16 protein-coding genes, 1 other RNA gene and 1 other annotated feature are annotated in these 20517 nt (G+C 41.9%); of the genes, 14 read left to right on the top strand and 3 right to left on the bottom strand.

Annotated features, from left to right (window positions below; all coding sequences use genetic code 11):
- Positions 1-14 precede the first annotated feature (14 nt).
- Positions 15-1562 (bottom strand): stage V sporulation protein B, encoded by a 1548-nt coding sequence (spoVB, locus tag MOJ78_RS14470; protein ID WP_304978044.1) that lies wholly within the window; start codon positions 1560-1562, stop codon positions 15-17.
- Between the two features lie 172 nt (positions 1563-1734).
- Between spoVB and MOJ78_RS14465 the strand changes: the two genes are divergently transcribed.
- The 12 genes from MOJ78_RS14465 to MOJ78_RS14410 all read left to right on the top strand — a co-directional run bounded on the left by MOJ78_RS14465 (position 1735) and on the right by MOJ78_RS14410 (position 16157).
- Complete coding sequence (locus MOJ78_RS14465) at positions 1735-2013, top strand: post-transcriptional regulator (protein WP_304978043.1); 279 nt, start codon at positions 1735-1737, stop codon at positions 2011-2013.
- 126 nt (positions 2014-2139) lie between these two features.
- Positions 2140-4392, top strand: a complete 2253-nt coding sequence (gene secDF / locus MOJ78_RS14460) for a protein translocase subunit SecDF (protein ID WP_304978042.1) — start codon at positions 2140-2142, stop codon at positions 4390-4392.
- 139 nt (positions 4393-4531) lie between these two features.
- Positions 4532-4885 (top strand): LapA family protein, encoded by a 354-nt coding sequence (locus MOJ78_RS14455; protein WP_304978041.1) that lies wholly within the window; start codon positions 4532-4534, stop codon positions 4883-4885.
- 73 nt (positions 4886-4958) lie between these two features.
- Entirely contained in the window at positions 4959-7319 is a 2361-nt protein-coding gene (recJ, locus tag MOJ78_RS14450) for a single-stranded-DNA-specific exonuclease RecJ (RefSeq protein ID WP_304978040.1), read from the top strand.
- Positions 7320-7322: 3 nt separating this feature from the next.
- A complete protein-coding gene (locus MOJ78_RS14445; RefSeq protein WP_304978039.1) occupies positions 7323-7835 on the top strand; it encodes an adenine phosphoribosyltransferase in 513 nt (170 codons plus the stop codon).
- Between the two features lie 303 nt (positions 7836-8138).
- Positions 8139-10292, top strand: a complete 2154-nt coding sequence (locus MOJ78_RS14440) for a RelA/SpoT family protein (protein WP_370529817.1) — start codon at positions 8139-8141, stop codon at positions 10290-10292.
- Between the two features lie 55 nt (positions 10293-10347).
- Positions 10348-10791 carry a D-aminoacyl-tRNA deacylase gene (dtd, locus tag MOJ78_RS14435; RefSeq protein ID WP_304978037.1) on the top strand — a complete coding sequence of 148 codons (444 nt, stop codon included), beginning with the start codon at positions 10348-10350 and terminating at the stop codon, positions 10789-10791.
- A 129-nt stretch (positions 10792-10920) separates the two neighbouring features.
- Positions 10921-11094, top strand: a complete 174-nt coding sequence (locus tag MOJ78_RS14430; protein WP_304978036.1) for an RNA polymerase subunit sigma-70 — start codon at positions 10921-10923, stop codon at positions 11092-11094.
- A gap of 179 nt (positions 11095-11273) precedes the next feature.
- Positions 11274-11501 (top strand) — a binding site (T-box leader).
- A gap of 169 nt (positions 11502-11670) precedes the next feature.
- Positions 11671-12951: a histidine--tRNA ligase gene (gene hisS, locus MOJ78_RS14425; RefSeq protein WP_304978035.1), complete on the top strand. Its 1281-nt coding sequence runs from the start codon at positions 11671-11673 to the stop codon at positions 12949-12951.
- 1 nt (position 12952) lies between these two features.
- A complete protein-coding gene (aspS, locus tag MOJ78_RS14420; protein ID WP_304978034.1) occupies positions 12953-14740 on the top strand; it encodes an aspartate--tRNA ligase in 1788 nt (595 codons plus the stop codon).
- 184 nt (positions 14741-14924) lie between these two features.
- A non-coding RNA gene (gene ssrS / locus MOJ78_RS14415) (6S RNA) lies at positions 14925-15108 on the top strand.
- A 281-nt stretch (positions 15109-15389) separates the two neighbouring features.
- Complete coding sequence (locus MOJ78_RS14410) at positions 15390-16157, top strand: tRNA threonylcarbamoyladenosine dehydratase (protein ID WP_304978033.1); 768 nt, start codon at positions 15390-15392, stop codon at positions 16155-16157.
- A gap of 62 nt (positions 16158-16219) precedes the next feature.
- Here MOJ78_RS14410 and MOJ78_RS14405 read toward each other — a convergent pair whose 3' ends face one another.
- On the bottom strand, positions 16220-17017 hold the full coding sequence (locus MOJ78_RS14405) for an RsfA family transcriptional regulator (protein ID WP_304978032.1): 798 nt from the start codon (positions 17015-17017) through the stop codon (positions 16220-16222).
- A 126-nt stretch (positions 17018-17143) separates the two neighbouring features.
- The gene (locus MOJ78_RS14400) at positions 17144-18475 is read right to left on the bottom strand and encodes an AAA family ATPase (protein WP_304978031.1); all 1332 of its coding nucleotides are present in this window, start codon (positions 18473-18475) and stop codon (positions 17144-17146) included.
- Between the two features lie 296 nt (positions 18476-18771).
- Here MOJ78_RS14400 and cymR point away from each other — a divergent pair, with 296 nt between their 5' ends.
- Positions 18772-19191: a cysteine metabolism transcriptional regulator CymR gene (cymR, locus tag MOJ78_RS14395; RefSeq protein WP_304978030.1), complete on the top strand. Its 420-nt coding sequence runs from the start codon at positions 18772-18774 to the stop codon at positions 19189-19191.
- 181 nt (positions 19192-19372) lie between these two features.
- The gene (locus MOJ78_RS14390; protein ID WP_304978029.1) at positions 19373-20512 is read left to right on the top strand and encodes a cysteine desulfurase family protein; all 1140 of its coding nucleotides are present in this window, start codon (positions 19373-19375) and stop codon (positions 20510-20512) included.
- The last annotated feature ends 5 nt before the right edge of the window (positions 20513-20517 follow it).

The raw sequence follows: 20517 nt of genomic DNA, 5'->3' as shown, positions 1-20517 counted from the left end.
GCTTTTTTATTTGGTTATTTAATCAGCTTATTTAATATGGGGATGAAATGGACATCCTCTTTTTTCAGTAAATTCAGGGTGATGATCAATACGAGATAGATCACAACTGCAAATATTATTGAATATAGAGTGTTCAGAAGAAGCGATCCATTCAATTGCGAATAAAACCATGCTACTGTTAAACCGGTAGCACCAATCGTAAAAATGCCTTTCAAATAATCCTTCACAACAACAGTATAACTGATTACCTTGACGATTGTGGCAAAATGGAGCATCGTAACGAGAACCACATTAATTACAATAGCAAGTGCAGCCCCCATGATTCCAAGTTCCGGTCGAGTTGCAAGAGCAAAAATCGCAATGATTTTCACGACTGCGCCGATAATGCTGTTCATCATTGCCGCTTTGGCAAGGTCTAACGCCTGAAGAACAGCTTGCAGTGGACTCTGGAAATATAAAAAGAAGAAAAACGGCGCCATCACCTTTACGTAACGTGCAACCTCAGGAGCATCATACATCAAGTCCATTAACGGAACTGCGAGAACATACGTAATTACAACTGAAATCCCTCCAGAAAGCATAGAGATGCGAAGTGCCTGATTTAAACGACGCTCTATCAAGTGGTGTTTTTTCTGAGCAGCAGCCTCACTGATCGCAGGGACGAGCGAAACCGATAAAGAATACGTGATGAACATCGGTAACGTTAAAAATGGAATGACAAAACCGGCCAATGCCCCATACTGCGATGTGGCCATAACGGTAGTAACACCTGCTATTGCAAGACTCATGGTGATAACAATCGGCTCGAAAAAATAGGAAATCGATCCGACCAATTGACTAGCTGTCGTCGGCAATGAAATTCTTAACAACTGGTTAAAGGTATCTCTTCCTTTTGATAAGTAGGCAAAAAACCCTCGCCTTACCCGAATCCGCTTTTGCATTTTAAATATTGAAAACATATACAACAGTGAAGCCAACTCACCGATAACGACGGAAATCATTGCTCCTGCAGCTGCAAATTGGACTCCGTATGGTAAAAGAGCTCCTGTCAGGATGGCAACAAGTGTAATTCGGACAATTTGTTCAATCACCTGGGAATAAGCAGACGGTCTCATGTTTTGCCGACCTTGGAAGTACCCTCGAATTACGGATGATAATGCAATGATCGGTACGACCGGCGCTATTGCAATCAACGGGTAATAACTTCTTGAGTCAGTTAAGAGATTTTGTGATAAAATGGGAGCAAGCATAATCATAGCAGTCGTAAATATAATGCTGAGCACACCGGTTATCGTCAATGAAACGATAAGGATCTGCTTGATTTTTTGCGGATTTCGTTCTGCTTCAGCCTCTGCAACCATTTTTGAGATCGCAACAGGTAATCCAAGTCTGGTAAGTGTGATGGTCAAGATCAATGTAGGGACAGCCATCATATACAGCCCTACTCCTTCTTGCCCCATTATGCGAGCAACGACAATTCGATTGATGAACCCGAGTACTTTTGTAATCAAGCCAGCAAGTATTAAAATCATTGTGCCTTGTATAAAGGTTTGTTTTGACATAATTGCCCCTGCCTTCTCGATCGTGCAAGACCTGTTTTACTCATATGTATATGCAATCGAGTAGGCCAAGCATGACAAGTATATACAGAGAAATGGAATGGATGTTGAAAACAGAATTTCTCAGTGCATGAAATACATTACGCGATTAAAACGAGTAAAGGGGAGACGGATGATGTCTGTTGCAAAACCACTTGACGAATGGAAGAAAGAAGTTGGACCTGCAATAAAGAGTAAGAAGGAAGAGCTTCATTTTATGGGTTATGAGAGTGTTACTGATGAAGAAATTTGGAAATGTATCGTCTCACGGGCGAAGAAGAGACGAGACGAGGAATGGATGCTTCACCAAGTTGTCAACAGTGTTTTAACATTATCAACACAGGATTTCATGAATTGGCTGACAGTACAAGCAGTTACGAATGACAGCTGGTTTCCGCTTGATTCTAAAGCTTGAGTGAAATTGACACTTGGACATGCGGATGGATATAATAGGATGGATAAATCATACATAATATAGGGATTTCAAATGAGTAGTATTAGATCCAACCAGATTGTCAACTTAGGGGAGGAAAATATACATATGGTTAAAAGAGGACGGATTGTAGCCTTTTTCTTACTAGTAGTAATGTTTGCTGGTTTGATGGGGGTTACAACTCAGGATGTCGCAAACAGAATTAAACTTGGCCTTGATTTACAGGGTGGATTTGAAGTTTTATACGAAGTCATTCCTGCTGAAGAGGGTCAGGAAATCACCAAGGATTTATTGAATAGTACCGTCAGTGCACTCAGAGAAAGGGTGGATGTTTTAGGCGTATCGGAACCGAACATCCAAATTGAAGGGGATGACAGGATTCGTGTCCAGCTTGCTGGTGTCGAAGATCAGAACCAAGCTCGGGAACTGTTATCAACACAGGCAGAACTAACGTTCCGTGATGTTAATGATAAAGTTCGGTTAAAAGGCGCGGACCTTAAAGAAGGTGGAGCAAAAGTAATTTTCGATAAAGCGAACAGACCACTTGTATCGTTGAAATTGAAGGACGGGGATAAATTCGGCAACATCACGACTGATATCAGTCAAATGCCTGAACCAACGAATCGCTTAGTGATCTGGCTGGACTATGAAAAGGGAGATTCTTTCGAGGAAGAGTTTAAGAAAGAAGGGGATGCACCAGGTGATCCCAAGTACATTTCTGCTCCTGCCGTAAGGTACCCTATACATTCTGATACAGCAACCATCGATGGTATGGAAACGATCGACGAAGCACAGAATCTTGTCGATCTACTTAATGCAGGTTCTCTACCAGTAAAATTAAAAGAAATTTATTCAACATCGGTGGGAGCGAAGTTCGGTCAGCAATCCCTTGAAACCACAATGCTTGCTGGTGTAATCGGTATCGCGTTGATCTTCTTATACATGATTTTCTTTTACCGTATTCCTGGGATCGTCGCTGTCGTTACATTGTCGTTCTATATCTATTTGATTCTTGTCGTGTTCGATTGGATGAATGGTGTATTGACTCTGCCAGGAATCGCTGCACTTATTCTCGGGGTCGGTATGGCGGTTGACGCCAACATCATCACCTATGAACGGATACAAGAGGAACTGAAGTCTGGAAAGTCCGTCATGTCTGCATTTAAAGCAGGGAATAAGCATTCCTTCTCGACGATTTTTGATGCGAATATTACGACGATTTTGGCTGCAACCGTCTTGTTCATTTTTGGTACAAGCTCTGTCCAAGGGTTTGCACTCGTGTTGATCATCAGTATTCTTGCGAGCTTCCTCACTGCTGTTTATGGGACAAGGATCTTTCTCGGATTGCTCGTAAATAGTAGAGTGCTGAACAAGAAACCGAGACTTTTTGGAGTAAAAGAAAGCCAAATCAAAGACCTTGATGATTTTGAACGTCTTGATATAAGTAATTCACGATTTAAAAAGGTTAACTTTGTAGAACATCGAAAGAAATTCTTTACCTTATCTTCCATATTGATTGGATTAGGGATAATTTCATTGCTTGTCTTCAATCTGAACCTTGGAATCGATTTTGTCGCTGGATCGAGGGTTCAAATTACAGCCGAACATGCTCTTGATGAGGATAAGATAAAAGATCAGCTGAAATCGCTAGGTCACGAAACGGACGAAGTTGTGATTTCAGGTGATGCGGAAAACATTGCAGTCGCTCGCTACGTAGACGTTCTATCACAAGGAGAAATCAGTAAGATAAAATCCTTCTTCAAAAAGGAATATGGTAGTGAACCTGGTGTCAGTACGGTCAGTCCGACCGTTGGTGTTGAGCTTGCGAAAAATGCGATGTATGCGATTGCGATTGCTTCAATCGGTATCATCATTTATGTTGCGATCCGCTTTGAGTGGATGATGGGTCTTGCAGCTGTCATAGCCTTGTTGCATGATGCCTTTTTCATCACCGCCGTGTTCAGCCTGCTCCAAATGGAGGTTGATCTGACGTTCATTGCAGCCGTCCTGACGATAGTCGGTTATTCAATTAACGATACGATTGTTACGTTTGACCGGATTCGGGAAAACATGAAGTATGCGAAGGTCAAGACCTTCTCCGATCTTGCCAATGTCGTAAACATCAGTCTCGTTCAAACGTTCGCTCGATCGGTGAACACTGTTCTGACTGTCATTTTTGCCGCTGCAGCGTTGATGATTTTCGGAAGTGAAGCAATCAGCAATTTCTCATTCGCTTTATTGGTGGGACTTGTAGCAGGAACGTATTCATCTCTGTTTATCGCTTCCCAGCTTTGGTTAGTGTGGAAGGGGAAACAACTGAAGAACAAATCTGTTAAAAGCTCAAACACATCAGAAGCATAAAAATTGAGAAAGCCTGAGTGGAACAAAGTATTTCCACTCAGGTTTTTCGTTTATACAAGGTTAAGAAAGCATTGATGTTTCAAGTCAAGTGATAATTGGGAAAAAGAGTATAAAAGTGATACGAAAGGATGAGCGAATTTTGAAAAGAGAATGGAGTTTAATCATTGTCCTGTTTTTTGCAATAATTGTTGCTGTATTTGCAGTGATTAACGTTGAGCCTGTGGGAGTGGACTATGTGTTTGGGACGGCACAATGGCCTCTAGTGTTAGTGATCCTTGGTTCTGCGATGTTAGGTGCACTTACCGTTGGTGCTGCAGGCTCTGTTCGCTACCTGTCGATGAAACGTGAATTGCGGTCGTTACTACGAGAAAACAGACAAATGAAAAGCGATTTTGAAACGAACGGTGAACAAGCATTAAGATCATCGGAAAATAAAGAAAACAATGAAGAACAACAAGAAAAAGTATTCGGATCTGATACGCCGAGTCGATGAATATACAATATAAATATCATTTGCCACCTCTTTGGCTCCTCTAGTATAATGAGTAGGTCAAGAGGTGGTTTTTATGTTAAAAGCAAAGACAAGATGGAAGCTGACAGAAGCAGATGAGGTAAAATCAAAGGAGCTTATACAAAAACATGACATTTCTCCTTTACTCGCCCGTTTATTTGTCAGTCGAGGTATACATGAGGAAACGGAAATTAATCAGTTTTTACATATTGAGGATACAATGTTTTACGATCCTTTTCTGTTAGATGATATGAAAAAAGCGGTCGAACGGATTAAGTACGCTATTGAGCAGGATGAGAAAATTCTGATTTTTGGGGATTATGATGCAGATGGTGTAAGTAGTACATCCGTTATGATCCATACATTTCGAGAGCTCGGTGCGCGATTTGACTTCTATATCCCGAACCGATTTACCGAGGGGTATGGTCCAAATGAAGCTGCTTTTCGCTGGGCTAAGGACGAGGGGTACTCCTTGATTGTGACGGTCGATACAGGTATTTCAGCAACCCACGAGGCAGATGTCGCCATGGAATTGGGGATTGATCTGATTATTACAGATCACCATGAACCTCCACCGGAATTACCGAATGCTTTTGCGACAATCAACCCGAAGAAACCAGGCTGTCCGTATCCATTTAAAGGACTTGCGGGAGTTGGAGTTGCTTTTAAAGTTGCCCATGCATTATTAGATGAAGCGCCTATTCATCTTCTCGATATCGCATGTATCGGTACAATTGCAGACTTAGTTCCACTAGTTGATGAAAATCGGTTGATTGCAAAGCTCGGAATACAAAAGCTCCAATCAACTTCAAAACCAGGACTTCAAGCATTATTGAAGGTATGTGGCATTTCGGATCAACAGTTAAACTCAGAGCATGTCGGATTTGCGATCGGACCTCGAGTCAATGCAGCAGGACGATTAGATTCTGCTGAACCGGCGGTCGAATTATTCACGACTGATGATGTTGAACAAGCACAATGGATTGCAGAAGAAATCGATGGAATGAATAAAGAGCGGAAAACGATTGTCAATGAAATGTCGAAAGAAGCGATCGAACTAATTGAAGAACAGTACCCACCTGAAGATAATTCCGTTCTCGTCATCGCCAAGGAAGGCTGGAATCCTGGCGTAATCGGAATTGTTGCATCGAGGGTAGTTGAACGGTATTACAGACCAACGATCATTTTGAGTATTGATGAGGAAAAGGGCGAGGCGAAGGGCTCTGCAAGAAGCATCGCTGGGTTCGATATGTTCGAAAGCTTATCAACATGCAGAGATATACTGCCTCATTTTGGCGGCCATCCGATGGCAGCAGGGATGACATTAAAGGTTGAAAACCTTGAGGAATTACGTAATCGTTTGAATGAGCTCGCATCAAGCAACCTCTCAAAAGAGGATTTTACACCGATAACAAAAGTTGATGTCAGCTGTTCTGTCGATGATATCTCGTTGGATGTGATTGAAGAATTACAAATGCTTGAACCATTTGGGGTCGAGAACCCAAAGCCGAAATTCATGATCGATCAGTGCCAACTAAAGGAAATACGGAGAATCGGCAGCGAATCCAATCATCTGAAACTAGCATTAAATGGTAATCAATCTACGCTTGACGTGATCGGTTTTCATTTTGGAGAAGTGTTTGAAGAGATTACACCGAATGCTGCTATTTCAGTAGTTGGTGAGCTTTCTATCAATGAATGGAACGGGTTCCGCAAACCTCAGGTGATGCTGCAGGACATTGCTGTCAAAGAAAAACAACTGTTTGATTATCGCGGTATCAAAAATTTATCAAAACGTTTAAGCCTGATCCCACGCGACAAGGTTCTTCTTTTACACTATAGGGACGAAACGATTGAAAAATTGGAGCTGCATGATTGGAAGGATCGAATACAGAAGATTGATAATCTTACGTCCGACAAGGCTATTTTAGATACTAAGTATATGTTTGTCTTGGATTTACCGTCGAGCAAGGGGCACTTAGAACATTTGATTTCGTTAGGCAGCTATGCAGATCGCGTTTACACTGTCTTTCATCATAATGAGGATCATTACTTTAATCCGATTCCAACACGAGACCAATTCAAATGGTTTTATGCTTTTTTAAATAAGAAACAACCGTTCGAATATCGTAAACGAGCAAAGGACCTAGCGTCCTATAAAGGCTGGACACCTGAATCGGTCATTTTTATGACAGAGGTGTTTTTTGAACTTGAATTTGTTACAATAGAGAATGGATTTGTAACAGTATCTGATCAACCACAAAAGCGACCGTTGACTGATTCGGAAACGTATAGGAGAAAACAAGAACAGGCCAGTCTCGAAAATGATTTATGTTACTCCTCATACCGTGAGTTGAAAAAGTGGTTTTTTGAAGAAAATGATAATGAAAGCAAACGTTTTGAGGAGGCTAACTAGTAGATGGACTATAAAAAATACATTGAAGTAGTAGAAAATTTCCCTCAGGAAGGAATCCGTTTTAAAGACATCACGACGTTAATGCAACAGGGGGATATTTATAAAAAAGCAATGGACGATATCGTGACCTATGCGAAGGATCGAGAAATTGATGTTGTTGTAGGACCTGAAGCAAGAGGTTTTATCGTCGGCTGTCCGGTTGCATATGCATTAAATGTTGGATTCGTTCCTGTAAGAAAAGATGGAAAGCTTCCAAGAGAAGTTGAAAAAGTAGATTACGGGAAAGAGTACGGTAAGGATATCCTAACAATGCACAAGGATGCCATAAAGCCGGGTCAGCGAGTTTTGATCACAGATGACCTTTTGGCAACGGGAGGAACGATCGATGCAACGGTTCAGCTTGTTGAAAAGCTTGGAGGAGTGGTTGTTGGTATTGCCTTCATGATTGAACTGACTTATTTGGATGGACGAGATAAACTCGACGGATATGATATTTTTACATTGATGCAATACTGATTTGAATCAAAGAGACCCCTAACAATGAGAGGGGTCTTTTCTTTATTTGGAAAAACCGATCTTAATCCATCTTGAAAAATTCAATCGAGGTGGAATATTAGGATTTACTGCGAAATTCAAAAATCATCTGCGAAAATCTGAGAAGAACTGCGAATCTCGATCCGATCCCTCCGAAGCCAAAGAAATCGGTTTTATTCGACATTTTTCGCTTAACCCTTTACAGGAAGTAAAATTTTAACGATAATAGAATCTATATACCAATCGAGATAATGATGGGTGATTCGCATGACCATTGAAGAAGTTATGAAAAAAGCGGCAACTTATCTGCCAAAAAATGATATAGAAATTCTTAACAGGGCATACGATTTTGCAAAGGAAGCGCACGAAGGACAATACCGCAAATCGGGTGACCCTTATATAGATCATCCTGTTGAAGTAGCAGGCATTCTTGTTAATTTGGAAATGGATGCTCCTACGATTGCAGCAGGGTTTCTTCACGATGTCGTTGAGGATACGGACGTCTCTTTGCAGGAATTGACGGAAGCCTTCGGTGAAGAAGTCAGTATGCTTGTCGATGGGGTTACTAAGCTTAAAAAGATCAAGTTCAAGTCGAAGGAAGAGCAGCAGGCTGAAAACCATCGGAAAATGTTTGTGGCAATGGCTCAAGACATTCGCTGTATATTGATCAAGCTGGCTGACAGACTTCATAATATGAGAACCCTGAAGCATATGCCTAAGGAAAAACAGTACCAAAAGGCGAACGAGACACTTGAGATTTTTGCGCCGCTTGCTCACCGGCTCGGTATTTCAACAATTAAATGGGAGCTTGAGGATGTTTCCCTCCGATACTTGAACCCCCAGCAATATTATCGGATAGTCAACTTGATGAAGCAGAAGCGGGCAGAACGGGAACAGTATGTTCAGGAAGTGATCCAAGACATAGATCAACGTATTCAAGAAGTGAACATCGACGCTGAAATGTGGGGAAGACCCAAACATATTTATAGCATCTACCGTAAAATGACTAAGCAAAACAAGCAATTCAATGAAATATATGACTTATTGGCTGTTCGGGTCGTGGTCGATAGTATACGAGACTGTTATGCAGTTCTGGGAATCATCCATACATGCTGGAAGCCGATGCCAGGAAGATTTAAAGATTACATTGCGATGCCAAAAGCGAATATGTATCAGTCCCTCCATACAACTGTCATCGGTCCAAAAGGTGATCCGTTGGAGGTTCAGATCCGTACCCATGATATGCACAGAGTGGCAGAATACGGGATTGCTGCTCATTGGGCTTATAAGGAAGAGTCAGCGAATAACGGTAACAAAACATACGAAGAGAAGCTTACTTGGTTCCGTGAAATTCTTGAGTGGCAAAACGATGCAACGGATGCAGAAGAATTTATGGAATCGTTGAAAGTTGATTTATTCTCTGACATGGTGTTCGTCTTCTCGCCTAAAGGAGATGTGATCGAGCTGCCGTCAGGATCCGTTCCATTAGACTTTGCCTACCGTATCCATACTGAAATCGGGAACCAGTGTATCGGGGCTAAGGTGAACAGCAAAATGGTCCCGCTTGATTATAAATTGAAGACCGGGGATATTGTAGAAGTGATGACTTCGAAACATTCGTATGGTCCAAGTAAGGATTGGCTGAAACTTGCCCAAAGCTCTCATGCGAAAAATAAAATACGCCAGTGGTTTAAAAAAGAAAAGCGAGAAGAAAATGTATTAAAAGGAAAAGAACTCGTTGAAAAGGAAATTAAAAATCACGGCTACGAACTTAAGGAAGTTTTCACTCAAGAGAATGTACAAACTGTAGCTCAAAAATTCAGTTTTACAAACATCGAGGATATGTATGCAGCAGTCGGCTATAACGGAATTACCGCAGCACAGATTGCAACCCGTTTAACGGATAAATTGAGAAAGAAAAAGGATGAAGATTCAGCCAAGCTTTTGTCTGCAATCAACAATACGAAAACGTACCCGCAACGAAAGACAGAGGTAGGAGTCACGGTAAAAGGAATCGACAACCTGTTGATTCGGTTGTCCAGATGCTGTAACCCTGTACCAGGTGACGATATTGTAGGGTACATTACTAAAGGAAGAGGCGTCTCGATTCACCGAACGGATTGCCCGAATATCCAATCAGAGCAAGATGATAACCGCTTATTGCCGGTTGAGTGGGAAGGAGATTCCCAACATACGAAAAACTACAGCGTCGATATTGTAATCAATGGATTTGACCGAAGAGGGCTGCTTAATGAAGTGCTTCATGCCGTTGCGGAAACGAAGACGAACATAAGTGCAGTATCAGGCAGGTCAGACCGAAATAAAATGGCGACCATCAATATGACCATTTCGATTCAAAACGTAAATCATCTGCACAAGGTTGTAGAACGAATCAAACGTATTCCTGATATTTATGCAGTACGACGAATGATGCAGTAAAATTAACAGTTCAAAGTCAGCCACAAACTGCTGATTCCAAAAGGTGGGATTGGATTTGCGAGTAGTAGTACAACGTGCTTCGTACGGAAAAGTGACCGTTGCAGGTGAAGTAATCGGACAAATAGAGTGTGGTCTTGTCCTTCTTGTTGGTGTAACACATGAAGACACTGAGGAAGACGTAGAATTTCTTGTGAACAAAATCCCAAACCTTCGCATTTTTGAAGACGACCAAGGGAAAATGAATCGGTCATTACTAGATATTGAAGGGCAAATTTTGTCCATCTCCCAATTCACCCTATTTGGCGATTGTCGGAAAGGACGTCGGCCAAACTTCATGCAAGCAGCGAAACCCGAACATGCGGAAGCCCTTTATCATCGATTTAATCAAAGTCTGATTGAAAAAGGCGTTCACGTAGAAACAGGGGAGTTTGGTGCAATGATGGACGTGCAATTTAACAATCAAGGCCCAGTAACACTGATTCTCGATACATCTGAATGAAAAAGGGATGGCTTTCAACAGAGTCAACCCTTTTGTTTTATTTTTAAAAATTTCCTGTACGTATGTAGAAAAATCAACCAAATCGGAAATGCTACTAAAAGGAATTCCGTACAGGAAGGTTGGATCGTAATGAGAAAGAGTCTAAAAACGGAAGCATTGAACAATCGGGCATCTTCATTGTTCGGGATGGATTTTCATCAATTCATCGAAAAAGAACATATGATGACGAACTATGAGCTTGCTGAGGAATTTGGCGTTACTCTTGAGGCTGTTAAGAAGTTGAAGCATCAAATTAAACGCTGATCGGCAGGGGTTGCACTTTTTTCGCATGTTAGGAAAGTATTTAATACTTTCTATAGTATAAGTGCAACCATGACTCTGCTTTCGCCTAAAGGCTCGGCAATCGCCGAGTTTTCTTTAAAAATAATCTTGACAACCGATTAAAACGTGAGTATGATAGAAATCAATTCAAATTGAATCGAAAAGAACCAATGATGAAGAAAAGTAATTCAGCCCCTTTTGGTAAGAGAGGAAATGCCCCGGCTGCAAGCATTTCCACATGAAGACTGAATGAAAGACACTTTTTAGGTTTTGTCCCGAAACGGTCTGGAGTAGGGATTTACGTTAACAGGCGTTAACTGTTTATCGAGTGGAAGTGATTATACTTCAACTAGGGTGGTACCACGGGTGAATATACTCTCGTCCCTTCTTCTATTAAGGAGGGGCGGGAGTTTTTTGGTTTTTACACGTATAGAAAGTATCAATTTACTTTCTATACGTGTAAAAGTGCAACTAAGGCTCACCCTACGTACTAGCTTTGCCTTTCCAAGTTTTCAACGTTTAAAAACAGTCAATTATGATGGATGAGGAGTGAATCGAATGAGTTTTCAGATTCCAAGAGGAACCCAGGATATATTGCCAGGGGAAGTTGAAAAATGGCAGATAATTGAGGAAAAAGCAAAAGAACTATGTAGGAATTACAATTATCACGAAATTCGAACACCGATTTTTGAACACACTGAGCTCTTTCAACGTGGAGTTGGAGACAGCACTGATATAGTACAGAAAGAAATGTATACGTTCAAAGATCGTGGTGATCGCAACCTCACCCTGCGTCCGGAAGGAACTGCATCAACGGTTCGTGCGTATGTTCAGAACAAGCTTTATGGTGAAGCTCAACAACCGACAAAATTGTATTATATCGGTCCGATGTTCCGCTATGAGCGGCCGCAAAAAGGCAGAAACCGCCAATTCGTCCAGTTCGGGATTGAAGCTTTAGGAAGCAATGACCCAGCGATCGATGCCGAAGTCATTGCACTTGCAATGCAGCTTTACCAGGAGCTTGGACTCAAACACCTTAAACTCGTCGTCAATTCACTCGGTGATAAAGAAAGCAGGCAGGCACACAAGGACGCATTGGTGAAGCATTTCACACCAGTAATCAGTGAGCTTTGCGGGGATTGCCAGAATCGCATCGAAACGAACCCATTACGAATACTGGATTGTAAAAAGGATCGCGATCACGAAACGATGAAAACCGCTCCTTCGATACTTGATTACTTGAATGACGAATCCAGGGAATTTTTCGAGAATGTAAAATCTTATCTTGAGGAAATGGACGTTTCATATGAAGTAGATCCAACACTCGTTCGTGGATTGGATTATTATAACCATACGGCATTTGAAATCATGAGTGAAGCACCAGGATTTGGTGCTATTACGACGTTAAGCGGTGGTGGACGCTACAACGGACTAGTTGAGGACATTGGCGGTCCGGAAACGCCAGGGATTGGCTTTGCGATGAGCTTGGAGAGATTTTTGCTGGCTCTAGAGGCAGAACAGGTGGAATTACCAGTTCAAACAGTGCTGGACTGTTACATGATTACACTTGGAGAAAAAACGAAAAAACAGAGTATATCACTTTTAAATGAGCTTCGAAAAGCAGGCTTACAGGTCGATCGTGATTATTTAGATAAAAAGATGAAAGCACAATTTAAAGCTGCAGACCGACTCAATGCCCGTTATGTACTTGTTCTTGGTGAAGATGAACTTGATAAAGGAGTCATCAATATCAAGGATATGGCTAGCGGTGTACAGGTAGAAGTAAAGATTGAAGAAGCAAAGGATTATGTGTTGAAGCAACTTGAAGGAGGACGTTAGGATGATCGGAAGAACACATCATTGCGGGAAAATAAGTGAAAAACATATAAATGAAGCGGTTCAGCTAAAAGGGTGGGTGCAAAAACGCCGTGATCTGGGAGGATTGATTTTCATTGATTTCCGTGATCGTTCGGGTATTGTTCAAGTTGTATTCAATCCTGAACATTCGAAAGAAGCAACTGAACTTGCTGAACGGATTCGAAATGAATATGTCCTTGATATAAAAGGAACCGTTGTTGCTCGAGCGGAACGAACAATCAATGAAAACATGCCAACAGGTAAAATTGAGATTCTTGCGCAATCGGTTGAAATCCTGAACGCAGCAAAAACTCCGCCATTCGTTATTTCGAATGATTCTGAGATCACCGAAGATGTCCGGTTGAAATACCGTTATCTCGACTTAAGACGTCCGAAGATGCAAGAAACGTTCAAGCTTAGAAGCAAAGTAACGAAGCAGATCCGTGATTTTCTAGACGGGTATGAATTTCTTGAAATGGAAACACCGATGCTTACGAAAAGTACACCAGAAGGAGCAAGGGACTATCTAGTTCCAAGTCGTGTCCACCCTGGCAGCTTTTACGCACTACCGCAGTCACCGCAAATTTTCAAGCAGCTGCTGATGGTTTCCGGTTACGAGCGTTATTATCAAATTGTACGTTGCTTCCGTGATGAAGATTTACGAGCAGATCGCCAGCCTGAATTTACACAAATCGATATCGAGACATCGTTCATGGACGTAGAGGATCTGATGGCGATGACAGAAGAAATGATGACTTCTATCATGACGGAAACAAAAGGAGTAGCATTAGAAACACCGATTCCGAGAATGACATATGCAGAAGCGATAAACCGGTATGGATCGGATAAACCAGATACTCGTTTTGAAATGGAGCTTGTCAACGTTTCAGAAATTGTAAAACAATCGGACTTCAAAGTGTTCGCTTCTACCGTTGAGAATGGCGGAGAAGTAAAAGGGATTAATGTAAAAGGCAATGCGGACAACTATTCCCGTAAAGATATCGATCAACTGACAGAGTTTGTTAATGTGTATGGAGCAAAAGGCCTTGCTTGGTTGAAGGTCGAAGAGGAAGGCTTGAAGGGTCCGATTGCGAAGTTTTTCTCAGATGAGATCCAGAAGGAATTGGTTGGAGCATTCGGTGCCCAACAAGGAGATTTGCTGTTATTCGTTGCAGACAATCCGACTGTCGTGGCGGAAAGCCTTGGTGCCTTACGTTTAAAACTCGGAAAAGAATTAGGTTTGATCGATAAAAGCAAGTTTAACTTCCTTTGGGTCGTAGACTTCCCGCTACTCGAGTATGATGAGGATGCAAATCGCTATGTGGCAGCCCACCATCCATTTACGATGCCGAAAGCGGAAGATCTTCACCTTCTTGAAACAGAGCCTGAAATCGTTCGTGCCCAGGCGTATGACCTTGTTTTGAACGGTTATGAACTAGGTGGAGGATCGCAAAGGATTTATAAAAAGGACATGCAGGAGCGAATGTTTAAAGCGCTTGGCTTTACAATAGAGCAAGCGTATGAGGAATTCGGCTTCCTGCTTGAAGCATTTGAATATGGAACGCCGCCACACGGTGGAATCGCACTCGGACTTGACCGTCTTGTCATGATTTTAGCAGGTCGTTCAAATCTACGGGATACGATTGCGTTTCCGAAAACCGCAAGTGCAAGCGACCTGCTGACGAACGCTCCAAATAAGGTAAGTGCCCGTCAGTTAGAGGACCTCCATTTGAAGGTGACGAAAAAAGAAACGATTTCGAACAAGCAATAACTATGTTTGCGGGCACCGAAATAATGGTATTCATCCATTAAATTGGTGCCTTTTATTCATTGATTTTCTAGGTGTATGTAAGAGGATACATGTCGGATTAGTAAAGAAGTCTGATTTTTGGGAAAACACTGATAAATAATTGAAAGCGTTTCAATCATATGCTATTCTTTAATTACAATATTAAAGAGTCCTGAGGTGTACGTTTCTGCCGAACGTTTGAGCCAACACTAATAAAATGGGAGTTTGAGTTTATGATTGGCGTACAGGCCTTCCTAAGAAAGGACGTATAAGAATCGTAACAAAGCACCCACCTATCGAGGCAGGTTCAACACAGAGGATCAAATCGCAACGGCACGCATGGGACTCTATATATGAATTCAGAAAAACAGCGAGGGAAACCTGGTTGTTTTTATTTTGTTTTAAAAAAGAGGTTTTTCTTATCCTCATAAGAAGCCTATGAGGACAGTAAAGCCATAAAAATCAGGTTCGGTGTCCTCAATGGCTGATGTGATGCCCGAGAACGGCAAAAAAAATGTGTCTCGGTCATGATAAGAGCAAGACGCTTCGGTATTTCGTGTTGCATTTAAAGTAGTAAATCATATATGCTAATAAATGTGTTTGGAATGCAGTACGGAGGGAGTATACAAATATGCTACATCAATTTTCACGTAACGAGCTTGCAATAGGTAAAGAAGGTTTAAACGTACTTGAAAATTCAACAGTTGCTGTACTCGGAGTCGGGGGAGTAGGGTCCTTTTCTGCAGAAGCCCTCGCTCGATCAGGAGTCGGCAGACTGATTTTAGTCGATAAAGATGATGTCGATATCACAAATGTAAATCGACAACTGCCAGCACTTTTATCCACTGTCGGTCAGCCGAAAGTGGATTTGATGAAAGAACGAATTGCCGATATTAATCCAGAATGTAAAGTAGAAGCATTAAAGATTTTTTATACAGAAGAAACGTATGAGCAATTCTTTGAATATCCACTTGATTATGTAATTGATGCATCGGACACGATTACTTACAAAATTCATTTAATGAAGGAATGCTTGAAGCGTAACGTGTCTATCATCTCGAGTATGGGTGTAGCTAACAAAATGGATCCGACTCGCCTGAAGATCGCAGATATTTCAAAAACGAGCTATGATCCGATTGCAAAAGTGATCCGGACAAGGCTACGTAAAGAAAGGATTCATAAAGGCATTGACGTCGTTTATTCAGACGAAAAGCCGGTAAAGATCAAGGAGGAGGTACGACAGGATATCGTACCGGACGAGAATACGGGCATCCGTAAGGCGAAAATGCCACCTTCTTCCAACGCTTTCATCCCATCGATGTCTGGTCTGATGATGGCAGGCTATGTGATCAATATGCTATTGGAAAAAGGCGGAATCGAAATCGAACGGCTCCGTTAAGCAAAAAGGTGAGAACTCACACTGAGTCTCACCTTTTTTCGCTTCATAAACTATGATACTAATTATTTTGCAAGCTTCTCTAAATTTCCGTTTTTGTCCATTTTGAATTTTGGTGATGCAAGCTCTTCTTGATCTTGGAGCAGTACCATTCGTCTAGCTCGATCCATGATTTGTAACAGAGCTTGGTAGTCATCCTTCAAAGCTGAAAAGTTTTCAGTTAATTCATTTAATGAAGCTTCCAGCTTATTATTTTCCCTTTGCAAGGCTTTGCATTCCCGTTCCAGACGGTCGTTTTGCTGCTGTAATGAGGAAGAATTCGTCGTTTGTTCAACATTCAGATTTTGTAAAAACTCAATAACAGAATCAAGGGTGATACGGCCGTTGGAACGAGACGGTGCCGTTTCATTTACTAGTTTGTGTACCATCTCCGGTTCGGTTACCTTGTTCTCCACCGCATTTTCTCGTTCTCTAGTGATGTTCGCTTCAGAAACTTCATCCCGTACCATACTTCTGCTTTTGGGTTCAGATAGCGGATGGTAGTTTTCGAAGTCTATTGGATCATCTAAACGAGATTGATAAGCATTAGCCTTTGCTTTAGCCGGCGTTTGTGTCGGCTGTTCTGCCACAGCCCGTTTTCTCTCTTTGCGTTGCCGGCGGGCAATTTTCAACGCTTGTTCATACTTTTTACGAACAATCGCATTCCAACGAAATCCAACGGCAGCAGAGGTGCGATCAAGCTTATCTCCTACCTCTTCAAATGCAAGAAGTTGGGTACTGCCTTCACGTACATGCCTTAATACAGTTTCTGCTAATAAAAGATCGTCTTCTTCTGACCATGCATCTTGTCTAATGTTTGTCATCGTATAGTTTCTCTCCTTTTATTAAATCCCTAAGGTTTTTACTAGCATTTTGGCCAATAAAGTAAGAAACTATACCAGATTACTAATTTATTTTACCGATATGCGGTTAAAAGATTGTTTAGTAGGTTATTTGCCCTTTCGTATCCGTTCTTCAAAATAATCAAGTCTTCTTGATACAGATTTTTCATATCCACGTTCTGTCGGATGAAAGAACTTTTTGTGGAGCAAATGATCCGGTAAATATTGCTGGGGAACGAAACCGTCCTGAAAATCGTGCGGATATTTATAGCCTGCTCCAGAGCCCAGTTCCTTTGCACCAGTATAATGAGCATCTCGCAAATGCACGGGAACTTGTCCGATTTTCTCGTTTTTCACTGTTTGCAACGCGCTATCAATCGCTGTGATGACCGCATTGCTCTTTGGTGCAGTCGCAAGATACAAGGCAGCCTCAGCTAATGGGATGCGTGCTTCAGGCATTCCGATAAAATCAACGGCATGGGCTGCTGCTTGTGCAATCAAAAGTGCGTTTGGATCAGCAAGACCGACATCCTCTGCAGCGTGGACATACAATCTTCTCGCGATAAAGCGGGGGTCCTCCCCTGCATAGATCATTTTGGCGAGCCAATATAACGTAGCATCAGGATCTGACCCGCGGATGCTTTTTATGAAGGCAGAGATTGTATCGTAATGGTTGTCTCCCTTTTTATCATATTGTAAAACCCGTTGCTGAATCGACTCTTCAGCAATTTCAAGTGTTATATTAAGTACGCCATTTTCATCAGGGTTCGTTGTCAGCACAGCAAGCTCTAACGCATTGAGGGCAGTACGTGCATCACCATTCGCCACGTCGACTAAATGTTCAATGGCATCTGTTTCAGCTTGAACTTCGTAATTGCCAAATCCCCGCTCAGGGTCATCAATTGCGGATTGTAGCGCTTTCGTAATATGTCCGTCTGTTAATGGCTCAAACCGAAACAGTCTGGAACGAGATAAAAGCGCTCGGTTGATCTCAAACATCGGGCTTTCCGTCGTCGCTCCAATCAGAATGACCGTTCCATCTTCAACGTAGGGTAACAGGGCATCCTGCTGGCTTTTGTTGAAGCGGTGAATCTCATCAATGAACAGCAGGGTTTTCTGTACGCTCATTTTCAGACGGTCTTTTGCTTCAGATGTAATCGTTCGTATTTCACCAACACCGGATGTGACTGCATTGATTTGTTCAAAATGAGCTGAGGTCGTATTGGCAATGATTTTTGAAAGGGTCGTTTTTCCTGTTCCGGGAGGTCCGAAAAAAATCATCGCCGACAATTGATCTGCTTCAATTGCTCTTCTGAGAAGTTTTCCACGCCCGACAATTTGTTCTTGTCCGATAAATTCATCCAATGTTCGTGGTCTCATCCTATCGGCAAGCGGTTTTCCATGGAAGTTTTTTTCTTCTGATACATCGAATAAATCCATATTGTCACGTCCTTTTGACACGTTAAAAGCATAAAATCACTTTCTACATATGAGTGTAACTAGCTCTTTGTCTCGCCTATAGGGTCGGTAATCACCGAAATATCTTTATGGACAATTTTTCCTTGTCTAAGTTTTACCTGAACGATACTATAAGGCTCGAAACAATGCAAGAGTTATCCGATTCATGCTATAATGTCATAGGCTTAAATATCGAACGCGAATGAAAATGATGCATAAGAATCCTATATGAAAAATCTGTTATTATTGAAAAACATGCTGGGAATAGGGAGGAAAACATGAAGATTTCAACTAAGGGACGATACGGATTAACAATTATGATGGCTTTAGCTAAAAAGCATGGAGAAGGTCCAACTTCCCTAAAATCAATCGCTCAAGACAACGATTTGTCAGAGCATTATCTTGAACAACTCATCGGACCACTTCGGAACGCAGGTCTTGTCAATAGTATCCGCGGTGCATACGGAGGGTATATTTTATCCAAGGATCCGGAAAACATAACCGCAGGGGATATCATCCGGGTTCTCGAAGGTCCAATCAGTCCAGTTGAAGTGATGGATAATGAAGAACCCGCAAAACGCGATCTTTGGATTAAAATCCGTGATGCGGTAAAAGATGTATTAGATAATACAACACTTGAGGAACTCGCTTCTTATAGTAGGGATGATGATCAGGAACCATACATGTTCTACATTTAAGGAAGCCGGGCTCACAGGATGTGAGCCAGCTCAACGTTAGGCTTACACGAAGTGAGTCAGTTCAACGTTGTTACAGGACGTAACGAATTTTGTTGAACTTCATCAATTGACGTAACGTAGTAAGTCGAAATTCCTTAAGCGGCCGGAATTGCTTTTAAGATATAAAAAATAAGGTGATAGTATGAATGCGATTTATTTAGACCATGCGGCAACTTCTCCGACACGTCCGGAAGTGGTTGATGCGATGGTCCCTTACTTTACAACTCTATATGGGAACCCTTCGAGTATTCACCAGTTTGGGAGAAATACGAGACAAGCATTGGACGAGGCGAGACGTACAATTGCTTCGAGTATCCATGCTCAATTCAACGAAATCGTGTTCACGAGTGGTGGCACCGAATCGGACAATATGGCGATTATTGGGGCAGCACTTTCGAATCAGGAAAAGGGCAAACACATTATTACGTCGCAAATCGAGCATCACGCTGTTCTACATGCTGTTGAATACCTCGAACGACACGGGTTTGAAGTGACCTATCTGCCTGTTGATGAGGAGGGAATCGTCCAAATTGAACAATTAGAACAAACGCTTCGTGAGGACACGATTCTCGTAACGATCATGTACGGAAACAATGAGGTAGGTTCGATTCAGCCGATAAGAGAAATCGGTTCTCTTTTAAAGGAGCAAGAGATTTTGTTCCATACAGATGCTGTGCAAGCATTTGGCAGCATTAATATCGATGTGAACGAGCTTAGAGTTGACTTGCTTTCTGCCTCGTCTCATAAGATTAACGGTTCGAAAGGGAATGGCTTTCTTTATGTGAGGGACGGCATTCGACTTGAGCCGCGTACGTTCGGTGGAGAACAGGAACGAAAACGTAGAGCTGGGACTGAAAATGTTCCGGGAATCATGGGGATGAGCAAAGCCGTTGAACTTCTTTTTTCGGAAAAGAATACACGACATGAAAATTTACGTGCTTTGAAAGAGAAAATGCTTCATGCTTTTGATGAAGCAGATATTCGATATGTCTTAAATGGTCCAAAGGAAAAAGCACTTCCACATGTATTAAACGTCAGTTTCCTTGGGACTAAAGTGGAGTCGATGCTTGTCAACCTGGATCTTGCTGGGATTGCGGCATCGAGTGGGTCAGCTTGTACGGCAGGTTCAATTGAACCGTCTCACGTACTTGCTGCCATGTTTGATGATACAGAGCGGATGACATCAGCCATTCGTTTTAGTTTTGGATATGGAAATACGATGGAAGACATCGAAAAGGCGGCTAAAGAGACGGTCCGGATCGTTCGTCGATTAACATCGTAGCTGGA

This window comes from Alkalihalobacillus sp. AL-G (assembly GCF_030643805.1).
GTDB lineage: Bacteria > Bacillota > Bacilli > Bacillales > Fictibacillaceae > Pseudalkalibacillus.
Note: the sequence above shows the minus strand (reverse complement) of the source record. Positions and strands in the feature narration are given on the sequence as shown.

Coding starts and splice junctions, on each gene's coding strand:
- MOJ78_RS14430 (WP_304978036.1), top strand. CDS start 10,921: ATGAGAAAGAGTCTAAAAACGGAAGCATTGAACAATCGGGCATCTTCA.
- recJ (WP_304978040.1), top strand. CDS start 4,959: ATGTTAAAAGCAAAGACAAGATGGAAGCTGACAGAAGCAGATGAGGTA.
- MOJ78_RS14445 (WP_304978039.1), top strand. CDS start 7,323: ATGGACTATAAAAAATACATTGAAGTAGTAGAAAATTTCCCTCAGGAA.
- MOJ78_RS14405 (WP_304978032.1), bottom strand. CDS start 17,017: ATGACAAACATTAGACAAGATGCATGGTCAGAAGAAGACGATCTTTTA.
- secDF (WP_304978042.1), top strand. CDS start 2,140: ATGGTTAAAAGAGGACGGATTGTAGCCTTTTTCTTACTAGTAGTAATG.
- aspS (WP_304978034.1), top strand. CDS start 12,953: ATGATCGGAAGAACACATCATTGCGGGAAAATAAGTGAAAAACATATA.
- cymR (WP_304978030.1), top strand. CDS start 18,772: ATGAAGATTTCAACTAAGGGACGATACGGATTAACAATTATGATGGCT.
- hisS (WP_304978035.1), top strand. CDS start 11,671: ATGAGTTTTCAGATTCCAAGAGGAACCCAGGATATATTGCCAGGGGAA.
- MOJ78_RS14390 (WP_304978029.1), top strand. CDS start 19,373: ATGAATGCGATTTATTTAGACCATGCGGCAACTTCTCCGACACGTCCG.
- MOJ78_RS14465 (WP_304978043.1), top strand. CDS start 1,735: ATGTCTGTTGCAAAACCACTTGACGAATGGAAGAAAGAAGTTGGACCT.
- MOJ78_RS14440 (WP_370529817.1), top strand. CDS start 8,139: ATGAAAAAAGCGGCAACTTATCTGCCAAAAAATGATATAGAAATTCTT.
- MOJ78_RS14410 (WP_304978033.1), top strand. CDS start 15,390: ATGCTACATCAATTTTCACGTAACGAGCTTGCAATAGGTAAAGAAGGT.
- spoVB (WP_304978044.1), bottom strand. CDS start 1,562: ATGTCAAAACAAACCTTTATACAAGGCACAATGATTTTAATACTTGCT.
- MOJ78_RS14400 (WP_304978031.1), bottom strand. CDS start 18,475: ATGGATTTATTCGATGTATCAGAAGAAAAAAACTTCCATGGAAAACCG.